This is a genomic window from Tenacibaculum sp. AHE14PA (genome assembly GCF_019278465.1).
Lineage (GTDB): Bacteria > Bacteroidota > Bacteroidia > Flavobacteriales > Flavobacteriaceae > Polaribacter > Polaribacter bernardetii.
Window position 1 is genome coordinate 2,250,429 of record NZ_CP058983.1, and the last position, 18,600, is coordinate 2,269,028.

General features: G+C 30.6%; 14 protein-coding genes. 10 read left to right on the forward strand and 4 right to left on the reverse strand.

Translation table 11 applies throughout. The features are described from left to right. Window positions 1-153: 153 nt before the first annotated feature. The 5 genes from H0I30_RS10400 (at window position 154) to H0I30_RS10420 (ending at window position 6,492) form a co-directional block, all read left to right on the forward strand. Window positions 154-1,989, forward strand: a complete 1,836-nt coding sequence (locus H0I30_RS10400) for an ATP-binding protein (RefSeq protein WP_218771795.1) — start codon at window positions 154-156, stop codon at window positions 1,987-1,989. Beyond that, on the forward strand, window positions 1,958-2,635 hold the full coding sequence (locus H0I30_RS10405; protein WP_218771796.1) for a response regulator transcription factor: 678 nt from the start codon (window positions 1,958-1,960) through the stop codon (window positions 2,633-2,635). Before H0I30_RS10400 ends, H0I30_RS10405 begins: the two co-directional genes overlap by 32 nt. Window positions 2,636-3,331: 696 nt before the next feature. Continuing rightward, window positions 3,332-4,813, forward strand: a complete 1,482-nt coding sequence (glpK, locus tag H0I30_RS10410) for a glycerol kinase GlpK (RefSeq protein WP_218771797.1) — start codon at window positions 3,332-3,334, stop codon at window positions 4,811-4,813. A gap of 9 nt (window positions 4,814-4,822) precedes the next feature. Then, complete coding sequence (locus H0I30_RS10415) at window positions 4,823-5,365, forward strand: pyridoxamine 5'-phosphate oxidase family protein (RefSeq protein ID WP_218771798.1); 543 nt, start codon at window positions 4,823-4,825, stop codon at window positions 5,363-5,365. 116 nt (window positions 5,366-5,481) lie between these two features. Then, entirely contained in the window at window positions 5,482-6,492 is a 1,011-nt protein-coding gene (locus tag H0I30_RS10420; RefSeq protein ID WP_255554369.1) for an endonuclease/exonuclease/phosphatase family protein, read from the forward strand. A 471-nt stretch (window positions 6,493-6,963) separates the two neighbouring features. Here the strand turns inward: H0I30_RS10420 and H0I30_RS10425 are convergent, their stop codons facing one another. Continuing rightward, window positions 6,964-8,142 (reverse strand): acyl-CoA dehydrogenase family protein, encoded by a 1,179-nt coding sequence (locus tag H0I30_RS10425; protein ID WP_218771800.1) that lies wholly within the window; start codon window positions 8,140-8,142, stop codon window positions 6,964-6,966. A 141-nt stretch (window positions 8,143-8,283) separates the two neighbouring features. Here H0I30_RS10425 and rnpA point away from each other — a divergent pair, with 141 nt between their 5' ends. The 4 genes from rnpA (at window position 8,284) to purD (ending at window position 13,430) form a co-directional block, all read left to right on the forward strand. Further along, window positions 8,284-8,667 carry a ribonuclease P protein component gene (rnpA, locus tag H0I30_RS10430; RefSeq protein WP_218771801.1) on the forward strand — a complete coding sequence of 128 codons (384 nt, stop codon included), beginning with the start codon at window positions 8,284-8,286 and terminating at the stop codon, window positions 8,665-8,667. Then, window positions 8,657-10,282: a S41 family peptidase gene (locus tag H0I30_RS10435; protein ID WP_218771802.1), complete on the forward strand. Its 1,626-nt coding sequence runs from the start codon at window positions 8,657-8,659 to the stop codon at window positions 10,280-10,282. Before rnpA ends, H0I30_RS10435 begins: the two co-directional genes overlap by 11 nt. Window positions 10,283-10,324: 42 nt before the next feature. Further along, window positions 10,325-12,004 (forward strand): hypothetical protein, encoded by a 1,680-nt coding sequence (locus tag H0I30_RS10440; protein WP_218771803.1) that lies wholly within the window; start codon window positions 10,325-10,327, stop codon window positions 12,002-12,004. A 151-nt stretch (window positions 12,005-12,155) separates the two neighbouring features. After that, window positions 12,156-13,430: a phosphoribosylamine--glycine ligase gene (purD, locus tag H0I30_RS10445; protein WP_218771804.1), complete on the forward strand. Its 1,275-nt coding sequence runs from the start codon at window positions 12,156-12,158 to the stop codon at window positions 13,428-13,430. Between the two features lie 235 nt (window positions 13,431-13,665). On the opposite strand, the gene H0I30_RS10450 is transcribed toward purD, so the two are convergent. Continuing rightward, the gene (locus H0I30_RS10450) at window positions 13,666-14,709 is read right to left on the reverse strand and encodes a cell wall metabolism sensor histidine kinase WalK (RefSeq protein WP_218771805.1); all 1,044 of its coding nucleotides are present in this window, start codon (window positions 14,707-14,709) and stop codon (window positions 13,666-13,668) included. Window positions 14,710-14,764: 55 nt separating this feature from the next. Then, window positions 14,765-15,460, reverse strand: coding sequence for a response regulator transcription factor (locus H0I30_RS10455; protein ID WP_218771806.1), 696 nt, complete (start codon window positions 15,458-15,460; stop codon window positions 14,765-14,767). A gap of 179 nt (window positions 15,461-15,639) precedes the next feature. On the opposite strand from H0I30_RS10455, the gene H0I30_RS10460 reads away from it, so the two are divergent. Further along, on the forward strand, window positions 15,640-16,356 hold the full coding sequence (locus H0I30_RS10460; RefSeq protein WP_218771807.1) for a 3'-5' exonuclease: 717 nt from the start codon (window positions 15,640-15,642) through the stop codon (window positions 16,354-16,356). Window positions 16,357-16,631: 275 nt separating this feature from the next. Here the strand turns inward: H0I30_RS10460 and H0I30_RS10465 are convergent, their stop codons facing one another. Beyond that, window positions 16,632-18,494 carry an ABC-F family ATP-binding cassette domain-containing protein gene (locus tag H0I30_RS10465; protein WP_218771808.1) on the reverse strand — a complete coding sequence of 621 codons (1,863 nt, stop codon included), beginning with the start codon at window positions 18,492-18,494 and terminating at the stop codon, window positions 16,632-16,634. Between the last annotated feature and the right edge of the window lie 106 nt (window positions 18,495-18,600).

An 18,600-nucleotide genomic window follows, 5' to 3' on the forward strand; every position in this document is an offset into this window, starting at 1 on the left:
ACAAGGTGTTTTTTTTATTTTATGACTAAAAATTTTCTCTTATTTTCTCTTGTTCTCTTTATTCAATTTTCTTTTTCACAAAATAGAGAGATAGATTCTGTTAATTTCTATTTAAAAAAGGTAGATAATGTTTATGGTCCCAAAAACATTCCTTTGCTTAAAAAAGCAGCTTTTTATGCTAATGAATCTGGTATTGATTCTTTAATAAAAAAAACTAATTTCAAATTAGGTACTAATTCTTATTTTAGTAACTCAACAGAAAACCTTCTTTTTGCCAATAAAAACATTAATAAACTTTTCTTAAAAAACAAAGATTCTACTTTACTAGCAAAACACCTACACTTTAAAGCTTTAGAACAAAAAATTTTATTAAACATTGATAGTGCTTTTTTTTATTATCATCAATCTAAAAATATCTCAAAAAATTTAAAAGACTCTTTAGCTGTAGGTAGGCGTTTACTAAGTCTTTCTTATTTGCAACGTGAAGCAAGAGATTATTTAGGTGGTGAAGTAAGTGCTATAGAAGCCTTACAATATTTAGAACCTATTCAATCGGATAAATATTTAGAAAGAAATTATACTATTTTAGGTTTAGTCTCAGATGAACTAAATCAAAAAAAAGAAGCTTTATTTTATTATAAAAAAGCATTAACATATAATAAAATAAACAATAACAATATTGGGTATTTAAATATTATAAATAACACAGGTTTTCTTTATCAAAATCAAAACAAGCATCAAGAAGCTATACCCTATTTTAAAAAAGGATTAGCTTTTGATAGTATTAAAGAAAAATACCCAATACAATATACTTTACTATTAGAAAATTTAACTGCTAGCAATTTTTTATTGGGTAATAAAACAAATGCATTAAAACAGTATAATGAGGTTTTAAAAATTAGAGAGAACAATAATAATCTTAGTAATGCTAGTATTACACTTATAAATATTTCTAACTATTACAAAGATATTAATCAAAATAAAAAAGCGCTCTTTCATTCAAATAAAGCATTGAAATATGCCAAGCAAACACATAATAACAAAAAATGGTTAGAAGCTTTAAAAAACCTTTCAGCCTTAACAACAGGTGAGCAATCAAAAAGCTACCTACAACAATACATTAAACTTAATGATAGCTTGTTTACTAAAGAGCGTCAACTAAAAAATCAGTTTGCTAAAATTAGGTACGAAACTGATAAAAAAGAAAAAGAAAACACTGTTTTAAAATCTGATAATGAGAAGAAGGAAGTAGAAATTACTTATCAAAAACAACAAAAAACTATTGGCTGGTTGGCGGCTGCAAGTGGCTTGTTATTATTTGGTGTGAGCATCTTATTTTTCTTCTTTAGAAAAAGAAAACTATTATACTTGGCGCAGTTAGAAAGAGTACGAGCTAGGGAACACGAGCGACAGCAAATTGCAAAATCATTGCACGATGAGGTGGCTGGAGATTTGCGTTTATTACATCAAAAATTAGAAAAATCTAATTTATTAGAAGAAGCAAAAAAACTTGATACTGTTAAAGAAAACGTACGTAATTTATCGCACCAATTAAGTAGTATTAGTTTTGGTAAAGTTTCTTTTAAAGACCAAATAATTAACTTAGTAAGCGATTATTTCGAACTAGATTTTAGAATAACTGTTGCAGGTTTACAGGAAAACCAATGGCATACCATAAACGATGCTATTAAACGCTTACTATATTTAAGCACTCGAGAAAGTATTCAAAACAGTAAAAAATACGCACAAGCAAGTAAAATAAGTATCGATTTTACAGTACATAAAAAATATGTACATTTGACTATTACTGATAATGGTATTGGTTTTGATACCGCTATTAGTAAAAAAGGAATTGGTTTACAAAATTTACAAGAACGTGTTGAAGAGTTAAATGGAACTCTAAACATTGAAAGCGAAAAAGGTAACGGAACCAAAACTAGCATACAAATCCCCATAAATGTCTGGACAAACAAAAATACTTTTAGTTGATGACCATCAATTAATTATCGAAGGAATTATTTCTTATCTAAAAGATATCGATAATTTAGAAATAGAAACCGCAAATTCTTGTGATGAAGCCTTTTCTAGAATAAAAACAACACTTCATAGCAATCCATTTCATATTGTTTTTACTGATTTAAGTTTCGATAACAATAACGGAAATGTTATTTTAGATGGAGGTGAGGCTTTAATAAAAGCTATTAAAAACGAAGGAATCAATATAAAAACTGGAGTAATTACTGGTCATTCAGAAACCAATCGTGTTTTTAATGTTATTCATAATTTAAATCCGTCTGCTTATATTTTAAAAGGAAATTGCAGTACAGATGAATTAACCTTTGCTATTCAAAAAATGTTAAAGGATGAAATATATTATACACATGAAATACATCAAAAACTTTTAAAAAGAGCATTAGTTGAAATTCAAATGGATGATGTTGCTATTCAAATTTTAAAAGAACTGCCAAACCATGCTAAAATTGCAAATTTAGAGGGTGTTGTAAAAAAAACTGACGGTTCTTTAGTTAAAGTTCGCTCTATAGAAAGTAAACTAGCAAAACTTCGAACCGATTTACAAGCACATAACAATACCGACTTAGTACTAAAAGCTAAGGAATTAGGTATTGTAGATTAATTTTTGCGGTAATTTACACTTTTTACTGCGGTAATCCCCTACACAAAGCAAAATAAGCAATATATATTTGCTGTAGAATTTAATATTCTATGGGAAGATTCTGAAAAAGAAACAATTTGTAAAAAACACCTATCACTGCTATTGATAGGTGTTTTTATTTTTAATAAGTAACAAAAATAGCATTGCGGTAATACACATTTTTTATTGCGGTAATCCCTTTTATAGAATAAAAAAAGCACTATATATTTGTCACATCAGATTTCGTGAATATGGGGATATAACGAAAGATGGTATTTAAGGGATAAACTAAACCTTCTAGAAAACTCTAGAAGGTTTTTTCATAAACAACTAAAAAACAACTACTTATCCGGAAAACTACATTTTTTCTTACGGTAATCCCCTTTCTAAAATAAAATAGCCACTATATATTTGTAATGTTCTTTTGAACAAAACTTAAGGGGTATTAATTAATAACTTAAAAAAATGGGGATTTTTTTACTTAAAAAAACTACAGTGATTTTAAACGACTTTTTATCAACTTTATCTGAACTAGGTAAAGGTGCTGGGTATGCTTTAAAACATTAGTAGCAATTAAAAATGGGATAAAAACCTTCTTGATAAAATTATCAAGAAGGTTTTTTATTTGCCAAATTTTAAATTGTAAATTGCTTCCTTTAACTACTCATTACAATTTAAATGGCAAAATACATTGTTGCGTTAGATCAAGGTACAACGAGCTCTCGTTCGGTAATTATTAACGAGTCTGGAGAAATAATTGCAATGAATCAGCAAGAATTTAAACAAATTTTCCCACATTCTGGCTGGGTAGAACATAATGCTGAAGAGATTTTAGAAACTCAATTATCAACATTTAAAAAAGCGATTAAACAAGCTAAAATTCTTCCTTCTGAAATTGTAGGTATTGGTATAACCAACCAAAGAGAAACGACTGTTGTTTGGAACAAAAAAACAGGTAAACCTATATACAATGCTATTGTTTGGCAAGACAAACGAACTGCTAATATTTGCGAGCAATTAAAGAAAAAAGACTTAGAAAACTATGTACGTAAAACTACGGGCTTAGTAATAGATAGTTATTTTTCTGCCACTAAAATAAATTGGATTTTAAATAACGTTAAAGATGCTAAATTAGAAGGCGATAAAGGAAATTTATTATTCGGAACTATTGATACTTGGTTACTTTGGAATTTAACCAACGGTAAAGTTCATGCTACAGATTACAGTAATGCTTCTCGCACCATGCTGTATGATATTAAAAATTTATGTTGGGATGAAAAATTATTAAAAGAACTCAATATTCCTATCAAAATGTTACCTGAAGTAAAACCCTCTTCACATCATTTTGGAAACTATGAATTAGATGGATATCAAATTCCGATTGCAGGAATTGCTGGTGACCAACAAGCTGCACTTTTCGGACAAGCATGTTTTAGTAAAGGTGAAGCTAAAAACACTTACGGTACCGGCTGTTTTATGTTGATGAATACTGGTGAAAACCTTGAATATTCTAAAAACGGATTATTAACAACCATTGCTTGGGGAATTGATAATAAAATATACTATGCTCTTGAAGGAAGTGTGTTTGTTGCAGGCTCAGCAATTCAGTGGTTACGTGACGGATTACAAATTATTAGCAATGCCGAAGAAAGTGAAGCTTTAGCCAAAGAGATTAAAGGAGAAAACCCTGTATATGTCGTTCCTGCTTTTGCTGGTTTAGGTGCCCCATATTGGGATATGTATGCACGTGGTGCTATCTTCGGATTAACCAGAGACACAGGTAAAAACCATTTAGTAAAAGCTACTTTAGAATCTCTTGCCTACCAAACTAAAGATATTTTAGAGGTAATGCAAAAAGATAGTGAAGTTGAATTAACTTCTTTAAAAGTTGATGGCGGTGCTTGCGCTAATGATTACTTAATGCAATTTCAAGCAGATATTTTAAACACAAAAGTTGAACGACCAGAGATTATTGAAACCACCATTATGGGAGCCGCTTATTTAGCTGGTATTTCTGTTGGTTTATGGAAACAAGAGGATATTTTAAATAGGCGAAAAATTAACAACACCTTCGCTCCTACTTTTCCTTCAGAAAAAAGAGAAAAATTATATGCAAAATGGCAAAAAGCTGTTGAACGTACTAAAGACTGGGAAGAATAATAAAAAATTATGGCTAAATTTTACAATAAAATTACTTCTAGAATTCAAAAATTTATTGAAGCACAAAAAGTTTTTTTTGTAGCAACTGCTGCTAAAGACGGACGCATAAACCTCTCTCCTAAAGGAATGGATTCTTTTCGGGTATTAAACGAAAATCGCGTTGCCTGGCTAAATGTTACGGGAAGCGGAAATGAAACCTCAGCTCATTTATTAGAGAACGGAAGAATTACTATTATGTTTTGTGCTTTTGAAGGCGCTCCAAACATTTTACGTTTGTATGGAAAAGCAAAAGAAGTATTGCCAAATGATAGTGACTGGAATGAATTAATTAGTCAATTTCCTAAACTATCAGGAACTCGACAAATATTTGATGTAACTATTGAAAGTGCACAAAATTCATGCGGCATGTCAATCCCTTTTTACGAATACAAAGAAGAACGCAACGAACTGTTAGATTGGGCAGATGACATAGGAGAAAGTGGTATTGAGCAATACTGGGAAGATAAAAACCAAACTAGTATTGACGGATTAGATACTAAATTTAAAGAATAATCCTAATTATGATTTAACTATTGTATTGGCCCATGTTTATGGTAACTTTGCATAAATTTTTAGAAATGGATGTGTTTTTTCTAATCTTATCACTAGTTCTTATTTTTTTAAACCTATTGCCGTTTGTAAAAAATCAGCATTGGGCTTTTCGTGTTCCTGAATTTATTAAAATACAACTATTAATTCTTCAAATAATTGTAAGTATTGGTCTTTTTGTTTTTTCTGATAGAAACAAGTGGTTTTGGTTAATTTTAATATTTCAAATTATTTTAATTATTTACAACATCTATCTTTTAGCTCGTTTTACTAAGTTTTATAAACGCGAAAAGAAAAGCATGACTGATTCACAAAGCTTTAAAGTAATTTCTGCTAATATTTATCAGTTTAATACTCAGTTTAAAAAGTTTAAAGAATTTATCCGAAGTGAAAAACCTGATTTTTTTGTTACCATCGAAAGTAATAAAGATTGGGAACTTGAAATGCGTAGCCTAGAAAGCGATTATCCTTATACCGAAAAAATAACGCTAGAAAACACCTACGGAATGCATTTTTATGCAAAAATTCCTTTTCAAGAAATAAAGACACACTATTTTATTGCAAATGACATTCCGAGTATTGAGGCTCATTTTAAAACAAAAAATGGAGAAGGTTTTGTTGTTTTTTGTGTGCACCCACCGCCGCCGAGTCCAACCGAAGAAGAAACTTCTAAAGAACGTGATGGCGATTTAATGTGTATTGCAAAACGAGTTAAAGAAATTAAAAAACCAACGCTTGTTGTTGGTGATTTTAATACTGTTTCTTGGTCTAGAATTGCCGATTTGTTTCGTAAAAATAGTGGCTTAATTGATGGTAGAAATGGTAGAGGTATTCTTGCTTCTTATCATGCTAAATATTGGTTTTTTAGAGCTCCTTTAGATTTAGTTTTTCACAGCACTTCTATTATTATAAAAGAATTACGCCTTTTAGGGTATATAGGTTCTGATCACTTTCCTATTTGTTGTGTTTTTAACATCAGTTCTTCTGTCATTAACAATATAATTGAAACAACTACAAAAGAAGAAGATAAAGAAACTGCTGAGCTAATTTATAATGGTAAAAAAGAAAATAGCAACAACCGATCTAAATAATATTTTTGACTGATTAAATTAGAAACAATATAATTACATTTTTTTCTTTAAAACTTCATAAATCATCATTAGAAATAAAACTATTTTCTAATCAACTATTTCTAAAACCTGATAAAAATCATATTTTACAGTTAATCTTATGTTTATTTTTGAAATAAATATAAATAACTATGATACAATTAGTTAAGACCCCTTTAGTTTCTTGGACAAACGGCACCTTTATGATTGCCATTTTTGGTCTTGTTTGCCTAGGTTTAGTTATAACTCTTTTAATACTTATAAGCAGTGGTAAGAAAAAAGAATAATTTTTTGTAGCAATAATTATAATAGTTAATTATTAGAAGGAGTGCTCTATTTATATGTTGGTGGTTAAACTTTTAGGGTACTTCTTCTTATTTTATAATAGTTAATTTAAAGAGAGGTGTTCTGGTTATATTCTGGAGAGAATTAGTAATTAGAACATTTCTTTTTTTATTTAAACGCATTTAAACCTGTAATATCTAAGCCAGTAATTAATAAATGAACATCATGTGTTCCTTCATAGGTAATTACGCTTTCTAAATTCATAGAATGCCTCATAATAGAATACTCTCCTGATATTCCCATAGCTCCTAAAATTTGTCTTGCTTCTCTTGCTATCTTTATAGCCATATCAACATTATTACGTTTTGCCATAGATATTTGAGCCGACGTTGCGCGTCCTTCATTTTTTAAAACACCTAATCGCCAAGTTAAAAGTTGTGCCTTTGTAATTTCGGTAATCATTTCTGCTAATTTCTTCTGTTGCAACTGAAATTGCCCAATAGGCTTACCAAATTGTGTGCGTTCTTTTGCATAACGCAAAGCAGTATCATAACAATCCATTGCGGCACCTATTGCTCCCCAAGCAATTCCATAACGAGCAGCATCTAAACACAACAAAGGTGCTCCTAATCCAGATTTATTAGGTAGTAGGTTTTCTTTAGGAATTTTTACATTATCAAAAATAAGTTCTCCTGTAATTGAAGCTCTTAATGACCATTTATTGTGTGTTTCGGGTGTAGAAAAACCTTCCATACCTCTTTCAACAAGTAAACCATGAATGCGTCCTTCTTCATTCTTTGCCCAAACCACGGCAACATCACAAATTGGCGCGTTAGAAATCCACATTTTTGCACCATTAAGTAAATAATAATCTCCCATGTCTTTAAACTTAGTTTCCATTCCTGCCGGATTACTTCCATGGTTTGGCTCTGTTAAACCAAAACTACCCATCCATTCACCAGAAGCTAATTTTGGTAGATATTTTTTTCGCTGTGCTTCGTTTCCGTAATTATAAATTGGCCCCATTACTAACGACGATTGTACCGACGCTGTTGAACGAATACCACTATCGCCGCGCTCTAACTCTTGCATTATTAATCCGTAAGAAATTTGATCTAATCCTGCGCCACCATATTCCGTTGGAATGTAAGACCCAAAAGCACCAACCTCAGCTAAACCTTCTAATAATTGTATTGGAAACTTTGCTTCTTGCGATGCATCCTCTATTATTGGAGATAAATTTTTCTTTACCCATTCACGAGCAGTATCTCTAACAAGTTTGTGTTCATCGGTTAACAAATCATCAGTTTGATAATAATCTGGTGCTTGAAATAAATCGGCTTTCATAGGTTTGTGTTAAAGTTAATTACTAATGCGAGTAAATATCGATGGATCGAAAATTAATTACAGTAGTTTTATTTAAAAGTATTGATTCAAAAATACTCAAAAAAATGGTTTTTAGTATCGATTTATGTATGTTTGTAATAGATGAGATTTACGCTAGGACAACAAGAACGATTAAAGAGCAAAAAGCTAATAGAAAAGCTATATGAAGAAGGGAAATCTATAAAAGTTTTTCCACTACGAATGGTGTATATACAAACTGAACATACTTCTAAATTTCCTGTTCAGGTAGGGGTTTCTGTGCCTAAAAGAAATTTTAAAAGTGCTGTGGATCGAAACCGCATAAAACGATTACTTAGAGAAACCTACCGAAAAGAGAAACACACTGTTTATAACGCTGTAAATCAACCTCATGTATTTATGATTTCTTATATTGCAAGAGATGAATGGACGTATGCTGATATAGAACGTAAAATGCAGAAATTATTAACACTTTTTGTTGCAGAAACTACCAAGGATGAAAAATAGAAAAGTACTTTTTTTTAGCGCTCTTATTATCATTTCATTGTTATTCTCATTTCAATCTCGTTTTTTTGAAATAGCGAAGCAAATAGAGATTTACAACAACTTATTTAAGGAGTTAAACATTAATTATATTGATGAAATTAACCCTGGTGAGTTGACTAATAAAGCCATAAAAAATACTTTAAAAAGTTTAGATCCTTACACTAATTTTTACGACGAACAAGAAGTGGAAGATGCACGAATTCGCCGTGAAGGGGAATATGGTGGCATCGGAATTACTACTTTTTACACAAAAAAAGGAATTGTTATTGCCGAGGTTTACAAAGGTTTTTCTGCGGATAAAGCAGGTTTAAAAGCCGGTGATATTATTACCACTGTAAATGATCAAAAATTGGTTGAATTAGAGAAAAGTCAATATTCTCAAATGATAAAAGGAACCCCTAATAAAGAGCTTTCTTTAATTATTCTTAGAAACAATATTGTTAAAAAAATCAGCTTAAAGCTAGATAAAGTTATTGTAAATCCGGTGCCTTTTTACGATATGATTGATGCCGAAACCGGATACATTATTTTAACACGATTTACAAGCCAGAAAGCAACACAACAGGTTTCTAAAGCTTTTAGCGAATTAAAAGAAAAGGGAATGAAAAAATTGGTTTTCGATTTACGTAGTAACCCAGGTGGCTCTTTATTCGATGCTGTAAATATTACTAATTTATTTATCCCAAAAGGATTAAAAGTAGTTGATACTCGAGGAAAAATTAAAAAAAATAGTAGAACTTATAAAACGAATCAAGAACCTTTAGACACTGAAATTCCTATTGTTGTTTTAATAAATGGGCGTTCTGCATCTGCTTCAGAAATTGTTTCTGGCGCTTTACAAGATTACGATCGCGCTGTAATTATGGGTGAACGTTCTTTTGGTAAAGGCTTAGTACAACGTTATTTTAAGCTAAATTACGGAACGCAAATGAAGGCTACTATTTCTAAATATTATACACCAAGTGGTCGTTGCATTCAGGAATTAGATTATGCTAATCGCGATGCTAAAACAGGTAAAGTACCGAAGTTTTCTGACGGAGCAGTAAATTTATTTACCACAAGAAATGGGCGAACTGTTTATGAAGGTGGCGGTGTTACTCCCGATATTAAAATGGACTTTTCTAAAAAAAATACAGTAACAAAAAAATTATTAAAATCGAGAGCTATTTTTAATTTTGCTACCGATTTTACAAATGAAAATCCCAATTTAAATACTGAAAATTATCTTTTTAAAACTACCGATTTCAATAACTTTAAAGAGTATTTATTAAACAAAGACACCGTTTTCGTTACTAAAGAAGAGCAATTATTTAAAACAGCATATCTTTCAGTAAAAAATAACGTTACTATTTTACCAGAATATAATGCTATTTCTCAAAAATTAAAAGAAGAAAAAGTTAGTAAAATAGCGTTAAACGAAGATGTTTTATCAAAAGAGATACAAAACGAAATTATAGAGCGATATACTTACAAAGAAGGCGTTTTTAAACATCAACTTAAAAATGATGAAACGATAAGTAAAGCAGTAGATTTACTTAAAAATCAAAAAAAATATAATACTATTTTAACCAAATAGTATCCACAACATATTTTGTATATTTGTGCTTTAAAAACAAATATGTCAAAACCCAATCATAAAGAACGTACCAGAGCCCAAGAATCTACCAATGCCATAGAAAAATTATATATTTCTATGCGTCATTTATTTAGTCGTGGTTTTTATAAACCAATGGGTATTTCTGGAGAAACATTACGTAAATCATTATTACAATTAAGACCTGAAATTTACGGATCGATTGCTGAAGACAAAACCGAATTAAACGGTTTAGTGTATATTATAGAGCGATTACCAGAAGGAATTGAAGAGTGCCAGTTCATTTACCTTACAGCTGATGAAGGTTATAGAAACTCTAAATTTAAAACAATTGTTCCTCCTAAAAGAAGAAGAAATTGTTACCGTATCGATAAAGATCAAATGAATATTGAAATTACACGTGGTCGTTCTGAAATTTACGATATTCTTACACACCTTACTTTCTTATTTATAGAATCTCATAAAATTAAAGATCGCGTTGTTATTGATAATGGCGAAGGTTTTATTAGAGAATGGGTGCATTTAGAAGAGGTTGTTTTGTATAATAAAACACTTACTGACGAAGAAAAAGATGTAATTGTTGTGCACCTTGGTAATATCTTAGGAAGAACGTACGACGAGGTTTACGATGCTTATAATACGTTTGCTACTGAAGAAAATCCGAATCGTTTTTTCCACCTTATTTATTGGTTAGGTAAACTAGCTATAAACGAAGCGCTTTTAGAACAAAAACGCTCTGTAAAATTTAGTTCTGTTTTAATTGAAGAAATCGGACATCATTTTTATGGTGAAATCTGGGCAAACAACATTAAAAAGAATCTTTTAGATAATAATTTACTAGAACGTCCTATTCATATTATTAGTGCCAATATGCACAGTGTTATGAATAGTATTTACGCACAAAACGCCTTACCAAAAGAAACGAAAAAGCATAAAGGCTTTGAGCTTTTTGAAGTATTAAGTAATGCGAATAGCCAACCTTTACAAAAGGCTGTTAAAAATTACGCATCAGAAAACGGATTAATCTATTTAAAAGATACTTCAGGAACCAATATCAACGTTCAGATTATTGATACTGATAAAATCGATTTCGATACAACTTCATACGACAAAGTAAATTCTGTCGGCGAAAAACCAGTAATTATTGTAATGGATTATGCTTTCGGAGAACAAGCATTTGAAACAATGGATGAATTATTGAAGCCATATAAATCAGGAAACACATCTACTCACTTAGATGTTCTTTCGGTTTCTATTATGGGTAAAGCTGGTATTTTAGAAGGTGGTAAAGGAGACATTATGATTCCTTCTTCACATATTTTTGAAGGTACTGCTGATAATTATCCGTTTAAAAACGAATTAGCAAAAGAAGATTTAGAAGACTTTGGTGTACAGGTTTTTGATGGAACGATGGTGAGTGTACTAGGAACTTCTTTACAAAATAAAGACTTACTTAAGTTCTTCCATGATTCTACCTGGAATGTTATTGGTTTAGAAATGGAAGGCGCACATTATCAAAAAGCAATTCAATCTGCTTCTAAAATTAGAGGAAACGTACGAGAAGATATTAAAGTAAGATACGCATATTATGCTTCAGATAACCCCTTAGAAACAGGTGCAACACTTGCTTCTGGAGGGTTAGGAATGAGCGGAGTAACACCAACCTATGCTATTACTCAAAAAATATTAGAGCAAATATTTTAGTAACAGTACAATCACAAATAAATTTTAAAAAGCCTTCTTTTAAGTAAAAAGAAGGCTTTTTTTGTTTTTTAGCTGATTTTTGAGAGTTGTTTTGCCTATAGCCTTTTTTCTTACTTTATATTTGCAATTACAACACAACAACACAACAACAATGAATATCTTAATTTTAGGATCTGGAGGTAGAGAGCATGCATTTGCTAAAAGCCTTTCAGAAAGTAACAAAACAAAAAAACTTTTTGTAGCACCTGGTAATGCAGGTACAAGTAAAGTAGCTACAAATATTACTATTAATCCTACTGATTTTAACAAAGTAAAAGAAGTTGTTTTAAAACACAATATTACGATGGTAGTTGTAGGCCCTGAAGCTCCTTTAGTTGCGGGTATTCACGATTTTTTCTTAGCAGATAACGACTTGAAAAACATTCCTGTAATTGGCCCTAAAAAAGACGGGGCTTTATTAGAAGGAAGTAAAGATTTTTCGAAGCAGTTTATGATAAAACACAACATTCCTACTGCAAAATACGAATCGTTTACAGCCGAAACTTTAGCTCAAGGAAAAAAATTCTTAGAAACTTTAGCACCTCCATACGTTTTAAAAGCTGATGGATTGGCAGCAGGGAAGGGAGTTTTAATTTTAACTGATTTAGCAGAAGCAAAATCTGAATTAGAAGAAATGCTTTCGAATCAAAAATTCGGAGAAGCTTCGTCTACAGTAGTTATCGAGGAGTTTTTAAACGGAATTGAACTCTCTGTTTTTGTTTTAACTGACGGAAAAAATTATAAAATTTTACCCTCTGCAAAAGACTACAAACGTATTGGTGAAGGTGATGCTGGCTTAAATACAGGCGGAATGGGCGCTATTTCTCCCGTTCCATTTGCTACAGATGATTTCTTACAAAAAATAGAAGAACTCGTTGTAAAACCAACTATAAACGGCTTACAAAAAGACGGAATTGATTATCGCGGATTTATTTTTATAGGATTGATGAACGACAACGGAAATCCATCTGTAGTAGAATACAATGTGCGTATGGGAGATCCTGAAACAGAGGTTGTTTTACCTAGAATTAAATCTGACTTGCTAGATTTATTTGAAGGTGTTGCAAATCAAACTTTGCATGAAAAATCATACGAAGTTACTTCTCAAACAGCTACAACGGTAATGTTAGTTGCTGGCGGTTATCCTGAGGCTTATGAAAAAGGGAAAGAAATTACTGGTTTCGAATCGGTAAATGATTCTATCGTTTTTCATGCCGGAACTACCCAAAAAGACGGAAAAGTAGTTTCTAACGGAGGAAGAGTTATGGCAATTACTTCTTTTGGAGATTCTATTAAAGAAGCGTTAGAAAAGTCCTATAAGAGTATTGATAAAATTTCTTTTGAAGGTATGAATTACCGAAAAGATATCGGGTTCGATTTAATGTAAAAATAAAACATATATATCTAAAAAAGCGTCACTTTAAAAGTGACGCTTTTTTTATATTTATTGATTAATCCCCCAATTATCAATATGAATTTCTTTGTGTGTTACACTGCAAATATCAGCAGAAAAACTAGTTAAATACATAACATTTGTACAGATTGCTTAAAATTTTGTGTCCCTGACAGAAACTATTATTTGTTTGGTTAAAAGAGCTATTAATAATTAGGTGAAAATTCTTTTATATTGCTTTTTCTAAAGTAAAAGAAAACTCAGAACCTCTACCGTAATCACTTTTTAGCAAAATAGTTTCGTGATGTGCTTCGATAATATGTTTTACGATAGATAAACCTAATCCTGAACCACCTTGTTCACGAGAACGACTTTGATCTACTCTATAAAAACGTTCGAATAAACGAGAAATATGCTCTTGTTTAATTCCCTCTCCATCATCAATTATTTTAATGATAAATTTATTAGGGTTATAGCTTTCAATACTTATTTTTGTAACACCACCTACTTTACCATATTTTATAGAGTTTACTACTAAATTAATTAAAACCTGCTCTATACGCTCTACATCTCCTTTAACAAAATGAGGAAAATCATATAGTTTATCAAACATTAAAGTAATATTTCTCTTCTTTGCCTTCATTTCAAAAAGATCAAAAACATTCTGAATAAGCTCTAAAATATTAAAGGTTTCTATATTCATTTTCATCCCCTCTGTTTCTAACTTAGCAATCATATCTAAATCTTTAATAATTGAGGTTAATCGCTCTACTCCTTTATTAGCTCTATTTAAATATTTTGTACGTATTTCTTCATCTTCAGCTGCGCCCTCAATCAACGTTAAAATATAACCTTGTACTGTAAAAAGTGGTGTTTTTAACTCGTGAGCTACATTTCCTAAAAAATCTCTTCTAAAACTATCTCTTTGGGTTAATACAGCTATTTCTTCACTTCTTTCCTCAACGTATTTTTGTACACTGTTAGTTAGTGCTTCAACATCTGTTGTTACATTTTTTCTTTCTAAATCGTTAACATCAAGAATAGATATATTTTCATATAATTTTTTTACTCTTTGATATATAAAATATTCGGCTCTGTACTGAATTATAAAAAATGAAATAACAAACATTACAATTCCGAATACAATAACGGCTCCAATACCTAATAAATTAATTAGAAGAAAGTAAGATAATAATGCTATTACTACTGAAATTGAAGTAGAATATAGTGCTGACCAGAGCGCATATCGGTATGTTTTTTTAATTTTCTTCATTATAAAAAAATAGATTGCTTGATAAGCAATCTATATAATTTTTTTGGTTTATTAATTATTTTTCTTCCTCTAAAACAAACTTATACCCAACTCCTTTCACAGTTTTAAAGAAATCATCTCCTATTTTTTCTCGAAGTTTACGAATGTGAACATCTATAGTTCTTCCTCCTACCACAACTTCATTTCCCCAAACACTATCTAAAATTACTTCTCTTTTAAATACTTTGCCTGGCTTTGATGTTAATAATGATAATAATTCGAATTCTTTTCGTGGTAAAGCTATCTTTTTATCACCTTGAAAAACTACATATTCATCTCTGTTTATAACAATATTGCCAACTTTCGTTGTAGCATCTTTTTCATCTGCTGTTTTTAAACGTCTTAAAAGAGATTTTACTTTACTTACTAATATTTTTGGTTTTACAGGTTTTGTAATATAATCGTCAGCGCCAGCATCAAAACCTGCCATTTGTGAGTAATCTTCTCCACGAGCTGTTAAAAAAGAAATAATTACATTCTCTAAAGATTTAATACTTCTTATTTTTTGACACGCTTCAATACCATCCATCTGAGGCATCATTATATCTAATAAAATTAAATGCGGACTTACTTTTTTTGCCAATTTAACTCCTTCTGCACCGTTGTTGGCTGTAAAAACTTGATACCCTTCTGATTTTAAGTTATATCCTACTATTTCTAAAATATCAGGCTCATCATCAACAAGTAAAATTTTAACATCATTCGTATTCATAGGTCATTTTATATTGTGTTACCCAAAAGTAACTATAATATTATAAATCTTGTACACTACTACTTAACTTAACATTCATTTAATCATTCATAAACCTTTGCTTAAATACTAATGTAACTAACAACTACAAGTTTTTCTTTTATAAGGAGGTTTTGTATCTTTAAAAAAAGAAATAAAAAATGCTAGATAAAATTAACTTACAGGATATCTTGTTTTTAGATATTGAAACGGTTCCTGAAGTAGAATTATTCTCTGATTTATCGGATGAAAAACAAAAATTATATGCTTTAAAAACACAATATCAACGGAAGGATGAAATTAATGTGGAAGATTTTTATTATCGTGCGGGTATTTGGGCTGAATTCGGAAAAATAATTTGTATTTCTGTCGGTTATTTCGTTGAAAATAATGGAACAGAACAATTTAGGATTACTTCTTTTTCTTCGGATGATGAAGGCGTTATTTTAAATGATTTTAAAGAATTGCTTGATAAACATTTTAATCAAAATAAACATTTATTATGCGCACATAATGGTAAGGAATTCGATTTTCCGTACATCGCACGCCGAATGATTATCAACCGAATTAACTTGCCTAAAAAACTAAATTTATTTGGTAAAAAACCTTGGGAGGTTCCGCATTTAGACACTTTAGAATTATGGAAATTTGGTGATTACAAACACTACACTTCTTTAAAATTATTAACCTCTATTTTAGGAATTCCTTCACCAAAACAAGATATTGATGGTAGCGAAGTAGCCAATGTGTATTACAAAGAAAAAAACTTACCGCGTATTATTCAGTATTGTGAACGTGATACCGTTGCTGTAGCGCAATTAGTTTTACGATTTTTAAATAAACCAATGCTCGCAGAAAAAGCTGTTGTTAAGGTTTAAGTTCTTATTATCTATTTTGATAAAACGCTGTCAATTCGAGTGAATTTTAAGATTGAAATGAGTAAAGTTTGTATCGAGAATAGGACTTTAGCTACATAACGAGTTCTCGATACGATTTTTTGCCAAAAAATCACTCGAACTGACATTCTAAAAACCTAGATTGTTATGTACAATTTTTATTGTGCTATTAAAATAAACCAATGCTCCCTGAAACAGCTGTTATTAAGGTTTAAAATTACATCTAGTTTTTATAATCAACCTTATAAAAAACAATACTATTCCCCTTCTATTTTCATAGAAAGCTCTAACCAACGTTCTTCTTTAGTTTCTAAATCATCTGATATTTGCTGAAGCTCTATTGATTTATCATTAATTTCCTCGGGTAAAAATTCAGCGTTATTAAATTTACCTTCAATAACTTCTTTCTTCTTTTGCAACCTTTCGATATCTTTTTCGAGTAAACCCCATTCGCGTTTCTCATCAAAACTTAAAGCTACTTTCTTAGCTGTTTTAACAGGCTTTACAACTTCTTTTTTTACTTCTCTTGCTTCTGTTACCTTAGAGTCTTCATAAGATCTAAAATCAGAGTAATTGCCAGGGAAATTTTCAATTTTTCCTTCTCCTCTAAATACAAATAAGTTATCTACAATTTTATCCATAAAATAACGGTCGTGAGAAACCACCATTAAGTTACCAGGATAATCTAGTAAGAAATTTTCTAATACATTTAGCGTTACAACATCTAAATCGTTGGTAGGCTCATCTAAAATTAAAAAGTTCGGATTCTGAATTAAAACCGCACATAAGTACAAACGTTTTTGTTCTCCTCCACTTAATTTTTCTACAAAATCGTATTGCTTTTTTTTATCAAAAAGAAAGCGCTCTAATAATTGACTTGCAGATATTTTTCGTCCTTTAGATAACGGAATATATTCTCCGAATTCTTTAACTACTTCAATTACTTTTTGTCCTGGTTTTATTTCAATTCCGTTTTGGGTGTAATATCCAAACTTTACAGTTTCTCCTACAGTTACTTTTCCGCCATCTAATTCGATAGCTCCTGTTAACATATTTAAAAAAGAAGATTTACCTGTACCGTTTTTACCTATAATACCAATACGTTCGCCACGTTTAAAAACATAATCAAAGCCATCTAAAATTACTTTATCATCAAACGATTTTTTCATTTTATGAAGCTCCAAAATTTTGCTCCCTAAACGCTCCATGTTAATTTCTAACTGTACTTCATGCTCGTTACGTCGCTGGTGAGCTTTATCTTTAATTTGATTAAAATCTTCAATACGAGATTTAGATTTTGTAGTACGTGCCTTTGGTTGGCGACGCATCCAATCTAATTCTTTTTTAAATAAACTTTTAGCTTTTCCTAAATTGGTAGCTTCCAGTGCTAAACGTTCTTCTTTATTTTGAAGGTAATATGAGTAATTACCTTTATATTTATATAATTTACCTTCATCTAATTCGATAATCTCATTACACACACGTTCTAAGAAATAACGGTCGTGCGTAACCATAAATAAGGTTATTTTTTCTTTGGCAAAAAAGACTTCTAACCATTCAATCATTTCTAAATCTAAATGGTTAGTAGGTTCATCTAAAATTAATAGATCTGGTTTTTTAATTAGTACGATAGCTAAGGCTAAACGCTTTTTTTGTCCACCAGAAAGTTTCCCTACTTTTAACTGTAAGTTATCTAACTTTAACTTCGATAATATTTGTGTGTATTGCGTTTCAAAATCCCACGCATTATATTGCTCCATTAACTCGAAAGCTTCTTGAAACGCATCTGCATTATCAGGATTTTCTACTGCTTTTTCGTATTGTTTTATTACTGATAAAACTTTGTTATCCGTAGAAAAAATAGTTTCTTCTATCGTTAAGTCCGGATTTAAGTTATCCGCTTGCGATAAATAAGCTATATCAATGTCTTTTCGACTAACCACTTGCCCCGAATCAGATTCATCAACTCCTGCTATAATATTTAAAATAGAGGTTTTACCACTACCGTTTTTAGCAACAAAAGCTATTTTTTGATCTTTATTGATTCCGAAAGAAATATCTTCAAATAATACTTTTTCTCCGTAAGCTTTTGCAATGCCTTCAACCGATAGGTAATTCATATTCTATATTTTATGCAAAGAAACAAAAAACCCGAGCAAATGCTCGGGTTTTATTTATTTAATCGCAAGGAGATAGCTAAGGTTTATATTCCTTAAACTTTCCTCG